16 protein-coding genes are annotated in these 19120 nt (G+C 39.0%); 15 read left to right on the top strand and 1 reads right to left on the bottom strand.

The annotated features are described in order from the left end of the window. Positions 1 to 80: 80 nt before the first annotated feature. Entirely contained in the window at positions 81 to 566 is a 486-nt protein-coding gene (locus tag NW211_RS05890; protein ID WP_087407548.1) for a PaaI family thioesterase, read from the bottom strand. Positions 567 to 1360: 794 nt separating this feature from the next. On the opposite strand from NW211_RS05890, the gene NW211_RS05885 reads away from it, so the two are divergent. The 15 genes from NW211_RS05885 to NW211_RS05815 are packed head-to-tail and all read left to right on the top strand — an operon-like array spanning position 1361 to position 19117. Then, positions 1361 to 2482, top strand: a complete 1122-nt coding sequence (locus NW211_RS05885; protein WP_258327256.1) for an MraY family glycosyltransferase — start codon at positions 1361 to 1363, stop codon at positions 2480 to 2482. A 55-nt stretch (positions 2483 to 2537) separates the two neighbouring features. After that, complete coding sequence (locus NW211_RS05880; RefSeq protein ID WP_258327255.1) at positions 2538 to 3311, top strand: polysaccharide biosynthesis/export family protein; 774 nt, start codon at positions 2538 to 2540, stop codon at positions 3309 to 3311. Between the two features lie 11 nt (positions 3312 to 3322). After that, the gene (locus tag NW211_RS05875; protein ID WP_258327254.1) at positions 3323 to 5728 is read left to right on the top strand and encodes a tyrosine-protein kinase; all 2406 of its coding nucleotides are present in this window, start codon (positions 3323 to 3325) and stop codon (positions 5726 to 5728) included. Between the two features lie 50 nt (positions 5729 to 5778). Continuing rightward, a complete protein-coding gene (locus tag NW211_RS05870; RefSeq protein WP_258327253.1) occupies positions 5779 to 7320 on the top strand; it encodes a lipopolysaccharide biosynthesis protein in 1542 nt (513 codons plus the stop codon). After that, the gene (locus NW211_RS05865; protein WP_258327252.1) at positions 7317 to 8243 is read left to right on the top strand and encodes a nitroreductase family protein; all 927 of its coding nucleotides are present in this window, start codon (positions 7317 to 7319) and stop codon (positions 8241 to 8243) included. Before NW211_RS05870 ends, NW211_RS05865 begins: the two co-directional genes overlap by 4 nt. Next, the gene (locus NW211_RS05860; RefSeq protein WP_258327251.1) at positions 8240 to 9478 is read left to right on the top strand and encodes a polysaccharide pyruvyl transferase family protein; all 1239 of its coding nucleotides are present in this window, start codon (positions 8240 to 8242) and stop codon (positions 9476 to 9478) included. The genes NW211_RS05865 and NW211_RS05860 overlap by 4 nt, the downstream gene beginning before the upstream one ends. 39 nt (positions 9479 to 9517) lie before the next feature. Further along, a complete protein-coding gene (wecB, locus tag NW211_RS05855; RefSeq protein ID WP_258327250.1) occupies positions 9518 to 10666 on the top strand; it encodes a non-hydrolyzing UDP-N-acetylglucosamine 2-epimerase in 1149 nt (382 codons plus the stop codon). Between the two features lie 32 nt (positions 10667 to 10698). After that, positions 10699 to 11928 carry a glycosyltransferase gene (locus NW211_RS05850; protein WP_258327249.1) on the top strand — a complete coding sequence of 410 codons (1230 nt, stop codon included), beginning with the start codon at positions 10699 to 10701 and terminating at the stop codon, positions 11926 to 11928. Next, entirely contained in the window at positions 11925 to 12644 is a 720-nt protein-coding gene (locus NW211_RS05845) for a PIG-L deacetylase family protein (protein ID WP_258327248.1), read from the top strand. The genes NW211_RS05850 and NW211_RS05845 overlap by 4 nt, the downstream gene beginning before the upstream one ends. Next, a complete protein-coding gene (locus NW211_RS05840) occupies positions 12644 to 13765 on the top strand; it encodes an ATP-grasp domain-containing protein (RefSeq protein WP_258327247.1) in 1122 nt (373 codons plus the stop codon). Before NW211_RS05845 ends, NW211_RS05840 begins: the two co-directional genes overlap by 1 nt. 3 nt (positions 13766 to 13768) lie before the next feature. Further along, positions 13769 to 14896 (top strand): glycosyltransferase family 4 protein, encoded by a 1128-nt coding sequence (locus NW211_RS14170; protein WP_258327246.1) that lies wholly within the window; start codon positions 13769 to 13771, stop codon positions 14894 to 14896. 2 nt (positions 14897 to 14898) lie between these two features. Further along, positions 14899 to 16188, top strand: coding sequence for an O-antigen ligase (locus NW211_RS05830; RefSeq protein ID WP_258327245.1), 1290 nt, complete (start codon positions 14899 to 14901; stop codon positions 16186 to 16188). Positions 16189 to 16190: 2 nt separating this feature from the next. Beyond that, positions 16191 to 17123 (top strand): glycosyltransferase family A protein, encoded by a 933-nt coding sequence (locus tag NW211_RS05825; protein ID WP_258327244.1) that lies wholly within the window; start codon positions 16191 to 16193, stop codon positions 17121 to 17123. After that, positions 17120 to 18226: a glycosyltransferase gene (locus NW211_RS05820; protein WP_258327243.1), complete on the top strand. Its 1107-nt coding sequence runs from the start codon at positions 17120 to 17122 to the stop codon at positions 18224 to 18226. The genes NW211_RS05825 and NW211_RS05820 overlap by 4 nt, the downstream gene beginning before the upstream one ends. 6 nt (positions 18227 to 18232) lie before the next feature. Beyond that, complete coding sequence (locus NW211_RS05815; protein WP_258327242.1) at positions 18233 to 19117, top strand: glycosyltransferase; 885 nt, start codon at positions 18233 to 18235, stop codon at positions 19115 to 19117. Positions 19118 to 19120 lie beyond the last annotated feature (3 nt).

Here is a 19120-nt window from a genome sequence, read left to right as displayed (position 1 = left end):
AGGAGTGACTGCATCGAGAATATGACACACGGCCTCCGCGAGAATTTCAACTCGTGGGGGCCGTGCGCTTTCAAAGGGGATTATTCAATCTCGTCGATCGTGGGGCAATGGGTAAAGTGGAACTCCGACTGGGCTTTCTCTTTCGAAAAGCAGAAGTAGGTCAGTTCGCCCTGTGTACAAACCTGGCCGTTGCAACTGATTTGGGCGGCTATAAAGGCAAAGTTGTGTTTGATTTCGGTGAGATGCGCCCGTATCTCCAGAGTAATATCGCTCCCCGTGGGGATAGACTTTTTGAATTTGACATCCAGGTGGGTAGTCATGCCCGAGGTTTGGAGTTTTCGAGCTACGAGCCAGCCGGCAATCTCGTCGATGAGTAGCGATTGAATGCCACCGTGCAGCGTGTGCAGCCAACCTTGGTAGTTGTCGGTCGGAGTCCAGAACGAAACGATGTCGTCGCCATCCTCGTAAAACTCCATTCTCAATCCGTAGGGATTGTGAGGGGCACAGCCGAAGCAGTTGTATCCCTCGTTTTCGAGTCGAATCCAGGGGTTTATAATCTTTTTCATTGTAGAGAATTTGTTTGTTCGGTAAAATTTGAGACCAAAGATAATAGTTTGTCGGGCTACTGTAGCCTTCACAGAGAAAGAATTGGGACAAGAGAGGAAAAGAGAGATGTTTCGGGAAGAAAACATATAAATAATATTAACAAAATTAAACTAAATAAATTGCATATGGAGCCTGCCGATTTTGTGAATTAGGTGTATGTTGGTGCTTTGCAAGAAATGGGGGAATTATATAATCTACTATAAATAAGATATTTATGAGAAAAGTGTAAAATAATAATATTTTTATAAGTTTTTTTATGGCTGTTTTTAGAATTGTCCTTACCTTTGCAGCTGTTGGAAATAGGGGAATTAGATGAGATAATTAGTCCTAATTGTTTCACTGTTTGCATCCCTGTTTTGGAGAATAAAGTTCTTATACATCGGTAGATTTGATCGATTTGTCAATCATCAATTGGGTAGATGAAAGAACATACGGCAAAACCCAAATTGCCTCCTCTCTTCTGCGATAGGGAAAGGAGAATTTGGCTGGTGTTGGATTTTTTAGAAGACCGGGAAATTCTCTTCTCGGTGTCCCCAGAGAATGTAAAAGTGTTTAAATAGGCCGTTAAGCCTAACCGTTTGGTTTATAACGGTATAATGGTTGTTTGAAATGCTTTTTATCAGTTAGAGCTGATTCTTTCCTTCTACGATAAGGGGATAATAATAAGTCTATGTCTCATAGAATATTTCTGCATAGAATTGGGTCAATGTGTTGAAAATATATTGTAAAATGAGGAATTAAATCTAATATTTTTATGGGTTATATTTCGATTTTGTTGTTGTCTTTTTTTATCAGTTTGGGATTTTCCATATTTATTATTCCAAGAATTTTATTGATTTCGTTTAAAAAGCATCTGTTCGATATACCGGATGAGCGAAAAGTGCACCAAGGCGTGATTCCTCGCTTGGGAGGCGTTTCGTTTTTCCCGGCCGTAATTTTTACATTGGCGCTGATGACTGGCCTGAATCGAATTTACGGTCCGGAAGTATTCCCATCGATAATTAGCGGCAGTGATACAGCCGTACTCTCGTTTGGTTTGAGTAGCTTGTTGCTTCTGTATTTGACCGGTATTACCGACGATCTGATAGGCGTTCGCTATTATCAAAAGTTCATTGTTCAGATATTCTGTGCCATATTGCTGGTTACCTCGGGATTGTGGATAAACAATCTGTATGGTATTTTCGGAATTTATGAGTTGCCAGCTTCGGTGGGTATTCCCTTTACCGTTTTTGCAATTGTATTTATTACCAATGCCATTAACCTGATTGATGGAATCGATGGCTTGGCTTCGGGATTGAGTGGTATAGCTTTTCTCTTCTTTACCGTACTCTTTGCCTATCAGCGAGAGTGGTTGTATGCTTCGCTTGCGATTGTGACACTGGGTACACTTATTCCGTTTTTTTACTACAATGTGTTCGGCAACCCTGCTCGGGGTCGTAAAATCTTCATGGGCGATACCGGTTCTTTGACGATTGGCTTTGTGTTGAGTATCCTGGCTATTCGTTTCAGTATGTCCGATGTCACGGTGTTGCATCGTGTTCCTGATGCGATTGTCATTGCCTTTTCGGTATTGATTACTCCCGTATTCGATGTGGTTCGGGTCATTTTGCACCGGGCCCGTTTTCATAAAAATATCTTCAGTCCCGACAAAAATCATATCCATCATAAGTTCTTGGCATTAGGTTTTACACACCGGGCAGCCATGATTACGATTCTGCTCATCTCTGCCGGATTTGCCGCCATGAACTTGTTGTTGCTTACTCATGTAAATATCAACGTCCTGTTGTTCCTGGACATCTTTATTTGGACCGTGATGCAACTTTATCTGTCCCATCGGATAAAACAGGTAAAGGCTGCTTCTGATTCGAAACGCTGATTTGCTAACAGTTATTTTTTATCTGATGAAATATATTTCAAGAGTTTTCATGTGCATGATACTTGTAGGACTGGTATCGTGTGTCCCTTCCAAGAAAATGATTTATCTGCAAGGTGCCGAAGAGATGTCTGGAACGCCTCAAACCATCGCGCAGAATTATGAGTTGAAGATAGTTCCCGATGACCAGTTGCTGATTACGGTCAGCAGCAAAGATGAAGAGTTGTTGGAGCTCTTTGCCAATAGTCAGGTGTTGGGAAGTTCGGGCTCTTCGTCAAATATTCAGGAGGCAATAGGCCTTCGGGTCGACAAGCAAGGGAAAATCGAGGTTCCTATTTTGGGCGAGATGCAGGCTGCCGGATTGACTCGCGGTGAACTGGCCAAGGCTATTGAAGCCAAATTGATTGAAGGTGAGTATCTGAATGATCCGACGGTAACAGTTCAACTTAAAGATTTCAAGGTGACGGTAATGGGTGAGGTAAACAGTCCGGGAGTTCAAGCTATATCAGGCGATCGGGTGACGATTCTCGAAGCTTTGACAATGGCGGGAGACCTTACTCCGTCGGGAAAACGTGATAATATTCTGGTTGTCCGCGAGGAGGGTGACCAGCGAGTAAGCTATGTTGTCGATTTGACTTCGAGCGAAAAGGTACTGACTTCGCCCTGTTACTATTTGAAGCAAAACGATGTTGTGTATGTACAGCCCAACAAGTCGATAGGGGTGAAGGGTAGTGCTACCCTGTCGTTTGTTTCGGCCAGTAGCAGTATCTTATCGGTTATCGCTTCGGTATTATCTATCGTATCAATGATTATAGTATTAAAAGACAAGTAATTTCTCTATATATGGAGCTCATTCAAGAAACTAAAAACGAGAAGAAGAATGAAGGGGGTATAACCCTGCGTGATATCGTCGAGTTGATATTCGACAACTGGTATTGGATTGTATTATCGGTTGCCGTGTGTGTCTCGGTTGCTTGGATTTATTTGTCCATGCAGACACCTCTGTACAAGCGGAGTGCAGTAATGTTGGTCAAAGCCGAAAATAAATCGAATAACGATATGTCGGCTCTCCTGGAGTTGAATGGCGGTATATCGGGTAGCGGTGTAGAAAACGAAATCTATATTTTGCAATCGCGTCAACTGATGCGCGAGGTCGTGGAGCGTCTGAATCTTGACGTAACCTATCAGGTAAAAGATTTCTTACATAACAAGCAGTTATATGCCGAGTCCCCCCTTCGGGCCCATTTCCTCGATGCCTATACGTTGCCGGTTTCGATGAAAGTATCGCCGATTGATGAGAATCATTATGCGTTGAAGGAGTTGAATGTAGGAGGAAAGAAAACCAACGAAGGCAACCAGCAGATTGCTTTTGGCGATACCCTTGTTTCGGATGCAGGTCGCATTGTAGTTGAGTCGGTTCCCGAGTTCCTCCCGGCATATTACAATGTCCCGGTCGAGGTTTCCCGTATGGATTTGAATACGGCAGCCGATATTTATCACTCGTTGATTTCGGCTGCCTTGGCTGGTGAGCGTACGACATTGGTCCAGATTAACTGTGTCGACTCCAATATTTCTCGTGCCGAAGCTATTCTGATGGCCTTAATCGATGTGTATCGTGAAACCATTATCGAAGATAAAAACCGCATAGCTACCAGTACGGCCAAGTTTATCAACGAGCGGGTTGAGATTATCAGCCGGGAGTTGGGCGATGTCGAGAATGAATTGACCGATTTCAAACAGAAAAATCGTATTGTCAGTATCGATGCTTCAGCCAATCAGTTTATGAGTGAGAACAGCCAGATGCGTACTGAACTGGTACAACTTGAAACCGAGTATGCTATCGCGCAAGCCGTACAGCGGGCATTCACCAATGATAAAGACAATAAACAGCTGATACCGAATGTGTCGGGGGTGGGCGATGCTGGTTTGCAAAGCCAGATAGAAGCCTACAATGAGATGCTGCTGCAACGCGAGCGCCTGGCTGCCAATTCGGGAGAGAACAACCCTTTGGTACGTGATCTTGACAAGAACTTGGCTTCGGTTAGAATCAACTTGGCCTCTTCGTTGAGCAACTACATCTCTACGTTGAAACTGAAGCTGGAGAAGGCCCGCAAGGTCGAGGAACAAACTTTGAATTATATCGAGTCGGTACCCCAACAGGAAAAGCAGGCCTTGGGTATCATGCGTCAACAAAACATAAAAGAGGCTCTCTATACCTTCTTGCTGAACAAACGGGAAGAGAATGCCATGCAGTTGGCTATTACCGAAGCCAATATTCGAGTGATAGAAACTCCGTTTGGTTCGTCGGCACCCGTAGCTCCGGCTCGTAGAATGTTCTTGATGGGTGCATTTATCATAGGTCTCATTATTCCCTTGGCTATCCAGTTGCTGCGCCTGATGTGGAATACGAGCGTAAGAGGTCGTAAGGATGTGGAAGACTATACGTCGATGCCTATCTTGGGCGAGATTCCATCAATGAAAGAGGAGAAGGGAGAGCAAGCTATTGTCGTGGCCGAGAATAAGACCAGCAGTGTAGCTGAGTCGTTCCGTCTGTTGCGTTCCAATATGGATTTTGTAGCGCCCAAAGCCCGTGTGATTATGTTCACCTCGACTATTCCCGGTGAGGGTAAGAGCTTTGTCTCTCGTAACTTTGCGGTAACACTGGCCATGACCAACAAGAAAGTTATCCTGCTCGATATGGACTTGCGTAAACGGACCTTGAGCAAGACGTTGGACTTGACTACGAAAAATGGCGTATCTACTTGGCTGTCGGGCAAAAACAACAACGTAGCCGAACTGATACAACCCAGTAATATTCACAAACAGTTCGATATGATTTCGGCCGGAATTATGCCGCCCAATCCTTCAGAACTGCTTATGAGCGACCGTTTCCCGGCCTTGATCGAAGAGTTGAAGAAATTGTACGATTATGTCATCCTCGACTGTGTACCCGCCATGGTTGTTGCCGATGCTGGTATCATTGGTCGTGTAGCCGACCTTACGATATATGTTATCCGTTCTGGTGTCTTGGATCGTCGCTATCTGCCCGAATTGGAGAAACTCTACAAAGAGAACAAATTCAAAAACCTCACCGTCGTGCTCAATGGCATCGATATGGAGAGCAAGAAATATGGCTATGGATACGGTTACGGCTACGGCTATGGCTATGGTGCCGATCAAGGGCGAAAGAAAAAACGTAACGTCGTCTATAAATGGGCGCATAAGATAGTCCGTATTTTTAGAGGATAATCTTGTTTGTAGTATCACTTTAATCGTAGTTTGTAAGAGAGTAGTAGTCTATGCCTCAACAAGAGTCGCGGGTCAAAAAGTCACTGTTGAATGCGAGAGTCAATCTCATATTCTACTTTTTGACTCTTATCCTTTCGTTCTTTTCGCGGAAAATATTTCTCGATACCCTGGGTGCCGACTTCGTAGGTCTCACAGGAACGCTGCAGAATCTCCTTGGATTCTTAAACTTGGCCGAATTGGGTATTAGTACAGCTATTGGGTATGTATTGTACAAACCACTATTCGATCACGATGAAGAAAAAATCACCGAAATTATTTCTGTCTTTGGGTATCTCTATCGTTGGATAGGATTTATCATCTTGGGCGCTGGTCTTGTATTGGCTTGTTTCCTCCCCCTGATATTTCCCAATACCCAATTCGAGATGGGCATCATCTTCTTTGCCTATTTCTCCTTTTTGGCATCATCGCTAATCGGCTATTTTGCCAACTACAAGCAAACCCTTTTAGGAGCCGATCAGAAGAACTACGTGGTCACTGCCTATTTCCAAACGGCAACGATTATCAAGACCCTTATCCAAATGGCAAGTGCCTACTACACGGGCAGCTACTATCTGTGGGTCGCTATAGAGTTGACATTTGGTATTATCTACTCCTTTATACTTAATTGGAAGATCAATCAAGTTTATCCTTGGCTTCGTAGTGAAGTCCGCTTGGGTAAGCAGTTGTTCAAAAAGTATCCGGAGGTGATGAAATACACCAAGCAGTTGTTTGTGCAAAAAATTAGTGGCATAGTTCAATGGCAAACTACTCCGTTTTTGATATATACATTTGTAAATCTAAAAGTAGTAGCTTTCTATGGTAATTATACAATTATAACAGATAAGTTGGCTGTTTTTGTGAATACATTTTTGGAAAGTACTGGGGCTGGTATTGGAAATTTAATAGCAGAAGGGAATAAGTCTAAAATAAAATCTGTGTTTTGGGAGTTGCTCAGTGCACGTTATTTTATTGCTGGAACGATCTGTTTCTCAATCTATCATTTAATAGACCCGTTTATTGTTTTATGGTTAGGAAAAGAGTATATATTAGATCATATAATTCTTGTTTTAATAACGATTAGTATATTTATAAGTTATACTCGAGGAGGTGTAATGCAATTCTTATATGGGTATGGTCTATTTCGTGATGTTTGGGCTCCTGTTGCAGAGATTGTGTTAAATCTTGGGACTGCTATTATTTGTGGTAAGTTATATGGATTACCAGGAGTACTAATGGGTGGAATAGTAAGTCAAATACTCATTGTTGGAATTTGGAAGCCTTATTTTTTATATCATTGTGGGTTTAAAGAAAGTGTATTCTATTATTGGGGAACTTGGATAAAATATGTGATGTTGATATTTATTCCATGGATTGCTATTGAGTTATTCTTTTTACCCATACTTGATATAAATCCATCGCACTCTTTTCTCTCTTGGATTTTGTATGCTGGTATAATCGTATTGTTATATTCGATTAGTAGCATGATTTTATTATTTGTATTTACATCGGGAATGAAAAATTTTTTATATAGATTTATAAATAAAAAGAAATGAAAAGATTAAAATCATTTGTTGCTAAAATATTAAGACGATTGTTACCATTTAAGTATTATAAATTGGTTGCAAATGGATTTATTATAGTTCCATCATATTATAAATCAATTATAGAGGATGCCGAAAAGTATATGAATCTATCTTTGCTAGATAGTCCTGAAAAAGATGTGCTTTTGATGCGTAAATATGCACATATATTAGATAAGGGCTTGCATAGAAGAGATGCTGAACCAGGACATAGTAAAAGTGTATATGAGAACTTGAAATTACTGATAGGAAAATTGTCTAAAACAAAATATAGTAAAGATGCCACATATATATGGGCAGAGTCGAAGTTGAAAAAGTATGAAATGCTTCAGCGAGATCCTAAATCATTTGAACCATTTTGTGGAGAATCTGTAACATCGCAAATTAGTTATGAAAATTTATTTTCATTAATTAAGCAACGGCGGTCTAATCGGGTATTTAAGGAGCAACGAATTTCAGAAGATGTGATAAGACATTTGAAAGAGGTCGCAAATTGGGCTGCAAGTAGTTGTAATAAACAGCCGATACAACTATTTGTTACGAATAATCCTGACTTATCAAAAAAGTGTTTGGCATGTTGTAAAGGCGGTACAGGTTTTAGCGATTATATACCTTCTTTTTGGGTGTTTACTGCAAATGTCAGAGGGTATGTCTGGCCCAGTGAGATGTATTTACCTTATATTGATGTGAGTTTAGGGGCTCAGAATCTCTTTTTAGCAGCAGAAACATTTGGTGTATCAGGAACTGTTTTGTCTTGGGCTCAAAAAAATAAACAAGAAGAACTTCAATTAAAAAGTTTATTGTCTATTCCTGATGATTGTATTATTGTTTTTTGTGCCGTACTTGGTTATCCTTTATATCGTTATTTAACACCTATAAGAAAAAATGTAGAATGAATATATTATTAATTCATCAGTATGCTGGGAACAAGGGTGACAGAGCTGTCTTGTTCGCGATGTGCTCTATGATAAAATCATTGGACAACTCGGTTCATATTAGTGTTTCCACTTCTTCTCCGGAATTGTGGGATAACTATGAATATTATAAGGAACAAGAAATAGAATTTATTCCATCAGCTTGGGATTATGAGAGGATTGATAGATGTCGATGGTATTGGAATAAGATTAATCGACTAAAAAAATATACATTTACACTTATGCGGGAATGCTATTTAAATGGATGTTCCAGATTAGTTAATACATTATTAATCAATCCGATATTTTATAGAATCGCAAAAAAAGCAGATGTAGTCATCAGTGTTGGAGGTCATCATTTTACGACAATTCTGTCGAGAGACTTGGTCTCTTCTATAAATTTTGATGCGATGGCTATTCTTTCGGTGGGAAAAAATTTGAGTTGTTTTTCTCAATCATTTGGCCCATTTGTTTTCTATAATAAAAGAAATCAGATTCTTACGCAGAAAATTTTGCAAAAGTGTATATCTTTATATGTAAGAGAGGATGTTGCTCGACAATATTTGCTCCAATTAGGTATATCAAGTTCTAAAATTAAAGATACTTATGAGTCTGTTTTGAGTTTGAATTCTTTGTTTAAGACGTATGAGTATCCTAGTGCGAGAGAAAAGAGAATAGGAATAGCTATATATAGTACACAACTTAAAGAGGAAAATAGAGAACAATATGTAGAGTGTATTTCATCATTCGTAAATTATGCGATAGATAAGGGGTATCTGGTTCGATTTTTCCCTATGGAGTTGAAAAATTCTTTGCCCGATGATCGGCCTGTCATATTGGATATTATAAGTAGGATTGATAATAAAAACCAGTGCGATTTTATTGATAGAGATTTACCTACAGATGAACATTTACGAGAAGTTGCGAAATGTCAAATTTTTGTCGGACACAAAACTCATTCAACAATTTTTGCTCTTGCTACTGGAACTCCTCTTATTGGTATAGCTTATCATCCTAAAACCGAGGAGTTTATGAAGCAGTTTTCGGTTTCTTTTTATTGTGTAGTTGATAAAAATCTTTCAAGTGAAATATTAATGAATAAACTTGATAACATTGAATCTGAGCTTGATCAGGTTGGAGTGTCTTTATTTAGTAAAGCTCGTGTTTTATCGGATAAAATTTTGGGAGATCTAAAAAAGGTTATATATTTAAATTAGATGTTTTACTGAATAATAAATTCCTTAATTAGGCAAAAAATGAAAACAATATTATTGGTATTTGGAACACGCCCGGAAGCCATCAAGATGGCTCCTTTGGTAAAAAAATTTCAGCAATACCCGAACGATTTTAGGACAGTTGTATGTGTGACCGGTCAGCATAGGGAGATGTTAGATCAGGTCTTACAGATTTTTGATATTAAGCCCGACTATGATTTGAATATTATGAAGCAAGGGCAGGATCTGTATGATGTGACTGCTCGGGTATTGGTCGGGTTAAGAGACGTATTACGGGATGTGAAACCTGATGTGGTTTTGGTTCATGGAGATACAACTACGTCTATGGCCGCAGCATTAGCGGCATTCTATCAACAAATACCAGTTGGACATGTTGAGGCCGGTTTGCGCACGCACAACATATATAGTCCATGGCCTGAAGAGATTAATCGTCAATTGACAGGTCGTATTGCTACTTATCATTTTGCACCGACCCCTTTAAGTCGTGAAAATCTGTTACATGAAGGGGTAGATGAGAATCATATATTTGTGACGGGGAATACGGTCATTGATGCTCTTTATTGGGTTGTGGATAGAATAAAAAACGACGATGAGTTGGATCGAACATTAAATAATGAGCTTTTGCAAAACGGATATGATGTAGTCCGTTTATCGCAAGGCAAGAAGATGGTTTTGATTACGGGGCATCGTCGTGAGAATTTCGGGGATGGATTTACCCAAATTTGTCGAGCCATAAAGACATTGGTAGAAACCTATCCTAATGTAGATTTTGTTTATCCGATGCACCTGAATCCCAATGTGCGGAAGCCTATTCATGAAGCATTCGATGGGAAGCAGTATGAAAATATGTTTTTTATTGAGCCTCTTGAATATTTGTCGTTTGTATATTTAATGGAAAAATCAGCAATCGTTTTGACCGATAGCGGAGGTATTCAAGAAGAGGCTCCGGGATTGGGGAAGCCAGTATTGGTTATGCGCGATACGACAGAACGTCCAGAAGCTTTAGAGGCAGGGACTGTTAAACTGGTTGGAACAGACTATGATAAGATAGTGAAAGAGGTTTCACAATTGATAGAGGATGCTCAATACTATCAAACTATGAGTGAAGCTGTGAATCCTTATGGAGACGGTAAGGCATGTGAAAGAATCGTAGAGCAACTGATAAAGTGATTTCTATAGGTTATAATATAAACCGTGCATAGATGAAAGTTTTATTTATAGCAACTGGCTATCTACCATATACATTTTCAGAAAACTTATGTAATGGTAAGCTTGTTTACGCATTGCAAGAGGCCGGATGGAATATAGATGTTATTTCTAAGAAAGATGAAGGTCCTACATATAGTACAGAGTGGCAAGCTCCTTGGTTAGCATTGAAGGAACAGACATATGAAATTTCTTATCCTTTAGGTGGAAAATTGAGTAGAATGTATGATTTGCTTACATCGAGCATGGTCATGTGTGGATTCCCCATTAATGGCATTCGTTGGGCTAGAAGGGCATATCAAAAAGCATTAGAGTTACATAAAAAGAACCACTACGATGTGATAATTACAAGATCTCCCAATGATATACCTCATATTGTGGGATACAAGTTTGCAAAAAAGACAGGGGTGAAATGGGTGGCTAACTGGAATGATCCTGCTTCTACAATTTGGCCAGAACCATATACTCATCATTTTTCGGAGAGAGTATATCGTGTTTTGGATAGATATAATAAGCTTTGTCTGTCTCATGCAACAATCAATACATTCCCCTCTAATTGGTTATTGAATCACTTTCAGGAGTATTATCCATTTTTGAAGAATAAAAGGAATGCTGTAATACCACATATAGCAATGCCCGATAGTTTATTACATGGAATGAAAAATTCTCCTAACGATGATAAATTATATATGTGTCACTCGGGCAATTTATCTTCGGAGCGAAATCCAGAGTTGCTGTTTAAAGCTATTCGGGAATTGATAGATGAAGGATATGCATTGATAAAACTGGATATTATGGGGCATATAAATGATTATACTCAACAATTGATTGAGAAATACTCATTAAATGGTTATGTTTCATTTATTGGAGGATTCCCTTATTTGGAAGCATTGGAAAAAATGCAGTCTTATCATGTGCTTGTCTTGTTGGAAGCTAAGATGAACAAGGGTATATTTTTCCCTAGTAAATTTACCGATTATGCACAACTAAACAGACCAATTTTAGCTGTTTCTCCTCAAGAAGGTTTTGCAAAAGACATGCTATCTCAATATGGTGGTGGTATTGCGGTTAATAACGAAAAGTATACGTCTATCAAGTCGGGGTTATTGAAACTTTATCAGAGTTGGGAGCAGAGAAAACTTTTTGAAGAGTATGATACAAATCTATTATATCAAAACTTTTCATCACAAAGAGTTGTAGACCTTTATAAAGAACTACTGTCGTGAAAGATTTTATTCGTCGAATAAGAGTCTTACTTTTTCGTGTATTATTCCAAGATTCTTCAAAATTGGTAATGCCGAATAGCGTATTGATTGTAGCACCGCACCCCGATGATGAGGTGTTGGGATGCTCGGGGTTAATACAACGATTGTTGAATGAAGGTAAGCAAGTAGATGTCGCTATCTTATCGGGAGGAGGCAAGAGTCATGCCGGTTGTTGTAAAATTGATGAATCTACCTTGATAGAATCTCGACGTAATCTCTCTCGAAAAGCCGCTGAGATATTAGGTCTATCGTTGGAGCATCTTCATTTCCTAGACTATCCAGATGGTTGTATCGCTTTTGATTGCTCAGAAACAGATCTCCTGAAAAAGTTGATTAAGACGTTACAGCCAAAGGCGATTTTTGTGCCTCATAAAGGTGAGGGGTGGAGCGATCATTTGGAAGCAGGACGAATCGTTCGAAAATTAGCAGGAGAGACGTCTGGTGTCTCTTTTTATGAATATTGTGTGTGGTTTTGGTATTACAATGTTTGGAATATCGATAGAAAAAAGGCATTTGTCTTAACGATGACTGAAGAGGAGCTCTCTCGTAAGAATGAAGCAATCGATGCCTACATAAAGCCGAAAGCTCCTTGTGGCAATCCTTGGTCAGGAGTCTTACCTTCTGTCTTTGTTTGGGCAAATCGATGGAGAAAAGAACTTTATTTTAGAATAAAATAATGAAAGAAATTAGACGGCGAGCTATTATTATAGGTGATTCTACAAATAATACATTAAGTGTTGTTCGTAGCCTCGGTGAAGCTCATATTGACCAAATTTTGATTCTTAAATGTGATGAGGATATTTGTTTTGTGTCGAAAAGTAAATATCTCAAGAAAAGTAAGACCTATCATATTCAAAAAATAGAAGAGTGTTTGTCCATATTGCAACAATTGAGAGATAACAAATGGATACAATATATAATTTGCAGTTTTGATGAAGCCGCGGTGTTTATAGACAGTCAAGAGTCTGAGTTATCGCCTTATTATAAGACTCCCGCACGGGGAAAACATATAGGAGGGTTGTTTAATAAAGATGCACAGTGTAAATTGGCAGAAGAATGTGGATTAACAGTCCCTAAGTCTATAAATTTCCATCGCTCTGATCGTTTTGAAGACCTTTATGTGAAGTATCCGATTCTTTTAAAACCTCTTAATAGTACGAAAGGAGAAAAAGGAGATATTCATATTTGTCAGAATCGGAGTGAAGTTCAAGATGCTTTGGACAAGGAAAGTCATTGTTCTGATTTTATTGTGCAGGAGTTTATTGATAAAGAGTATGAACTGGATTGTATAGGAGTGAGAACAGAGAAGGAAGTTTATATTGCCGGTGCTGTGAGAAAGATTCGTCATTATCCATGGTTAGTAGGAGCTGGCGCTTATGGATTGTTCAAACCTATACAGGAATTGGATATTGATGTACATGGCGTTTCTCATTTCCTGGAACGGTCTAATTATTATGGCCCTTTTAGTGTGGAATTTTTACATAAAGACAATAAAAATTATTTTATGGAGGTGAATTTTCGGAATGAGGGATTGGCATATGCTGCAACAGTAGCTGGTGCAAATTTGCATGCCCTATATTTAACTCCGGATATGGAAATTGATAAAAATAAAGTCCACGAAGTATATATGATGAATTATTCTTTGGATTTTCTTTATGTAAAGGATGGTACTATCTCATTATGGACATGGATAAGAGACTTTTTGAGAACGAAATGTTTTATCAATATCAATTTTAAGGATCTAAATCCTGTATTGTGTTATTATAAATGTAAATTTAGACAAAAGCTGCATTCATAGAATATGACAATCCTTGTTTGCATACCATGCTTGATGACAGGTGGAACGGAGATACAGACGTTGAATCTCGTTCAGGCTCTTGTAGCTGGGGGGCATCGGGTGGTGACTGTTTGCTATTTTGAGTATAGCGATGATATGGTCGCCCGGTTTCGTTGGTCGGGCAGTGAGGTGGTCTGTCTTAGTCCGACGGGTGCTCGGGTTGGGGGCTGGCGAGGAATCGTGTTTCTTTATAAAGGTCTGCGAAAGGTATTGAAACGATATAAGCCCGATGTGGCTCATGTGCAATATATGGCGCCTGGGGCTATTCCCATTTTGCTTTTGCGATTGTTGGGGTTTCGGCAAATTATTGCTACGGCTCATACGGCGGCCGATATATATCCCAATCTGCGGTTGGTTCATTTCATTCAGCGACATTGTGTGAGAGCGTTTACTTGCATTACCGAGCTGGCCGAGCAATCGTTCTTCGGTTCTTCGCAGCTGTATAGTGAGAATACACCATTGAAACGACGTAATCACTTTACGATTTACAACGCTCTTCCTGCCGAATTTTCGATTCGGCGGGAGGCTCGCAGTTTCAGCCGGCCTGTGACTTTAGGGGTTGTCAGTCGATTGGAAGAGATTAAGGGCATGGATTTGGTGGTTCCAGCTTTTGCCCGAATAAGAGCCAAATATCCCGATACTCGCTTGATTGTAGTAGGTGATGGCTCATTACGAGCACGAATGCAGCATCAGGCTCAAGAATTGGGTTGTGCTGATGGCATTGAATGGGCCGGACGGCAGCCTCAGGAGCGGTTGTCTGATTGGTACAGTCATATGGATGTTGTGCTGATGCCTTCGCGTAGCGAGGGATTCGGGCTTACGGCAATCGAGGCGATGGCCAACGGTTGTGTGGTAGTGGCCTCGCGCACGGGGGGCCTGCCCGAGGTTGTGCGAGATCGGGAAATCGGGCTGTTGCATACCCCTGAATCTATCGACGATATGGTCGATAAGATAGAATCGTTGGTGGGGAATGTCGATTTGTTACAGCGCTATTCGACGGCTGCCTTGGAGTATGTGGGCCGATATGGGTTCGACCGATATTCCCGGTTGTTTAACGATTTGTATAAGCGGTTGATACCGATGAATAGATAAATATGTATCTACTCAATTATCTATATTTCTTGATAATCACTTTGGTCGGGTTAAAGTTCCTGACAATGAAGCAAGGGGTAATGATCAATCCTCTGAATCGGGAGCAGAAGATGGTGATGGATGGACCCGAGATGTTTTGGGTACTGACCTTTTCGACCGGATTGTTGGCTTTTTCGGCTCCTGCCGGATTGGATTTGATGGCTATTCGCCTAATGGTTTTGGAGGTGTTTTGCTTAGTAGGACTGTTCATTTGTAAACGAACTCCCCAATGGAGTCCGGCCATTATATTTTATCTGATTTATATTATTTGGTTGGTGGTAGGGTTGAGCTATACCCCGGCACCCGGATATGGATTCCGGGTTATTCTGAAGTATCTCTATCCGCTACTGATTATGCTGTTTGCTTCGGCTGCTGTGCGTGATAAGGAAGTATTCCTTAAGGCAGGAATAGGGGCTCGTATGGTAGCAATTATATCCATTGCAGTAGCATTTATTCCTTATATTGGTCGCCTTTTCCCGGGAGTATTTTGGTATGGAACAGCAAGAGCTATCAATTATATATCCATGTGTGTTTTCTCTTTGGCTCTGTTTTATTATACACAAGAGAAGAAAAAGAATCTTTTGTTATGTATCTTGTTTATGCTACCTTGTATATTATGGGTATTCCGTACCAGTATTATGGGAACAACATTGGCCCTGATGACCTTCTTTTTCTTCAAGTATAAACTGAAATCTTTGCCAGTTATCGTGGGTATTATGTTGGTTGCAGTTATAGCTGTATTTACTATTCCTAGCCTAAAGGAAAAGATGTTTAAGGATAGCAAAAATGTTTCTATTGAGCAATTTCAGCAAGGTGAACTCTCTAAAGATGATATTGAGAGTAATGCCCGTTTTGCCATGTGGGAGCATTTGGAGAATCGTTTTTATGAGGAGAAAGAGTTAATCGGTTCTGGAATAGGTAGTGTGCAGAGCTATATGTATAGTAATTTTGTATTTGGAGGATTGAAAGTGCCACATAGTGATTATGTACAAATGTTATGTGATAGTGGAATTATAGGACTCGTTTTATATTTATTGGTAATATTGGCTGTACTCGTTCATAGTTTTATTGTTTATCAAAGGGCCTCTAGTATAGCCATAAAAATATGTGCTATTGTGGCTGGAAGTAGCATAGCTGGCGTTGCCCTTACTTTGTATAGTGACAATGTGGTTAATTATTCGATGGCTACACTTTCCTATCCATTCGGTTTTTATGGTATGATGTTGGGATTGATTAAAAGTGAAGGTAGATAATAATGATATCCGTAGTTATTCCTTTATACAACAAAGAGAAACAGATTGCTCATACATTGCAGTCCGTTTTTAATCAGACTTTTCAAGATTTTGAAGTCGTGATAGTTGATGATGGCTCTACTGATGGTAGTGTCTCCGAGGTAGAAAAATTCAGTGATTCACGAATTCGATTGATTCATCAGGTGAATGCCGGGGTATCGGATGCGCGGAATCGGGGTATTGAGGAGGCAAAAAGTGATTTGATAGCTTTCTTGGATGCCGATGATGAGTGGAAGCCGGAGTATTTGGAGACCCAGTATCAGCTTTCTCAAAAATATCCCGATTGCAATGTTTTTGCTTGTAATTATGAATTTCGAGATACGGAGGGGAAAGTAACTCCGACGATTATTCGTAAGTTACCTTTTACAGGTGAAGATGGAATCCTCTCTAATTATTTTGAGGTAGCCAGTTGCTCGCATCCTCCAATATGTTCTATTTCTATTATGGTAAGGAAATCGGCAATACAGGAAATAGGAGGATTCCCAACGGATGTATCTCATGGAGAGGATTTATTGACATGGGCAAATTTAGCGGTTAGAAATGAAATTGCATATACTCGTCAAGTCTGTTCTATATATTGTCTTAAAGTCGATTATGGAGTTAATTCTAAACCTGTAAATATACCTCAGGGGAATATTGTAGGTGAAAGACTGGAAACCCTTTTATTTGATCCTTCTTTAGGGAAAAGAAAAAAATCATTGAAAAAATATATTGGTAGGTGGTATAAAATAAGAGCTAGTTTGTTTTTGAGAGGGGGTGAACGTAAAAATGCAATTGTCAATATTTATAGAACTATTTATTATAATCCGAGCGAGTGGCGGATTTATATATATTTAGTGCTATGGTTTTTACCAGTAAGGATTGTTAACGATTTATTTAAAAGAATTATCGGATGAAAGTTTTGCATATACTTCCTAATTTACAAATCGGAGGCATTCAAAGATTTGTCTTAGATATTGTATCGTATCAAAAAGAAGTTCCAGATGTATCTGTGGCTATTTTTATATGTACGCATGAAAAAGCCCAATGGGAGAAAGCTTTTAACCATTTGGAAGTCCCAATCTATTGGGGAAATATAAAACCGAAGAGGATAAATTTTGTACAATATAGGTATTTTAGAAATATACAAAAACAATATGATATAGTTCATTGGCATGTATTTATACCTGGGCTATGCTACTTTTCATTCTTTGATAAGGGAAAGTATATTTTTACTCATCATAGTGTGTTGGGTGAAGGTCGAGTAAGACATAGAACTGATTGTATTAAATGGAACCTTTTTAAATGGTTTATTAATCATAGGGTTGATTGTGAGGTGTATAATTCTCTTTATACGAAGTCTTTTTGGCAAAGTTATGGATTACATGCCAGGTTTAATTGTTTAATATATAATGGGGCAAAATTTATAGAACCTCCATTCGATCAAAGTGAAGTTACAGAACAAGAGAAATTTACCCTGGAAGATAAGTTTATAATAGGGACCACGTGCAATCTTATTAGATTGAAAAGAGTTGATATACTGATAAAGGCTTTTTCTATATGGTGTAGGAATAAGACAAATGTTTGTTTATTGATTGTTGGAGAGGGGGGAGAAAGGAAAAATTTAGAGCAACTTGCTAAAGATTTAAAGATAGAAGAAAAAGTTTTATTCGTAGGGCATAAAAAACAGGTTTCGTATTATCAGAAAATTATGGATGTTTGTGTATTTCCTTCAACTACAGAAACATTTGGCTTGGCTGCATTAGAGTGTTTGCATAAAGGAAAGCCTACAATTTGTTTAAATGATGGTGGCGGAATTTGTGAAGTTATTGGAGATAAGAGAAATATAGTAGATAGTATAGATAATATGGTAAGACGTTTTGATGAACTTTATCAAGAGAAGGAAACGACAGGGACGTGTGATTCCATTACATATATAAAACAAAGCAATCTATTTAGAATGGGAGATAAGGCTTTGGAATATATCGATTTATATAAGCGGATATACTTATTAGAATAAACAATCATGTTAGCTCCTATTGTCATTTTTGCATTTAATAGACCAAATTCATTACAGAGGATGATAGCCTCTTTGAGGCAGAACCCTTTGTATGAAGAGTCGGAGAAATTTATATATGTCGATGGACCTCGAACAGATGATGATCGAGATAAGGTCAATGAGGTTATTGTAATTGCAAAAGCAGTCACACCGAATGTGTTCATATCATCGGTTAATAAAGGATTGGGTAAATCAATTATCGCAGGAGTAAGTGCTGTTATCGAGAAATATGGTAAGGCTATTGTCTTAGAGGACGATCTAGTCTTTACTCCCAATTTTCTGTCTTATATGAATGCGGCTTTGGATTTTTATGAAACGGATAATCGTATTATTTCTATATGTGGATATGGCCTTAAAATAAAGCGTCCTAAAGACTATCTTGGGGATGTCTATTTATCTGGTCGGTCTTCGTCTTGGGGATGGGCTACATGGAAAGATCGGTGGCAACAGATAGATTGGGAGATTAAAGACTGGAATCAATTGACTGTTGATAGGAAAAGACAGAAGGCGTTTAATAAGAATGGAAGTGATATGTTTGCCATGTTGAAAGATTATATGGAGGAACGTAACCATTCTTGGGCGATACGATTCTGTTATAATCAGTTCAAGTTGGGTAAGTATTCGATATGTCCGTTTCTTTCCAAAGTGAATAATGAGGGCTTTGGTGAGAATGCAACGAATTGTAAGCAACGATATTCCCGTTTTAAAACCAATATGGATATGGAGCCTTCATTTGAATTCTCTTTTGATAGGAATATTTTACCAAATAAGGAAATAGAAAAGGAGTGTTATCATTATCATTCGATGTTGTTGAGAATATATAGTAAAATTAGAAAAATCTTACATATTTAGTTA

This window comes from Barnesiella sp. ET7 (genome assembly GCF_024733785.1).
Classification (GTDB): Bacteria; Bacteroidota; Bacteroidia; order Bacteroidales; family Barnesiellaceae; genus Barnesiella; species Barnesiella merdigallinarum.
This window is presented reverse-complemented; position numbering and strand designations above follow the sequence as displayed.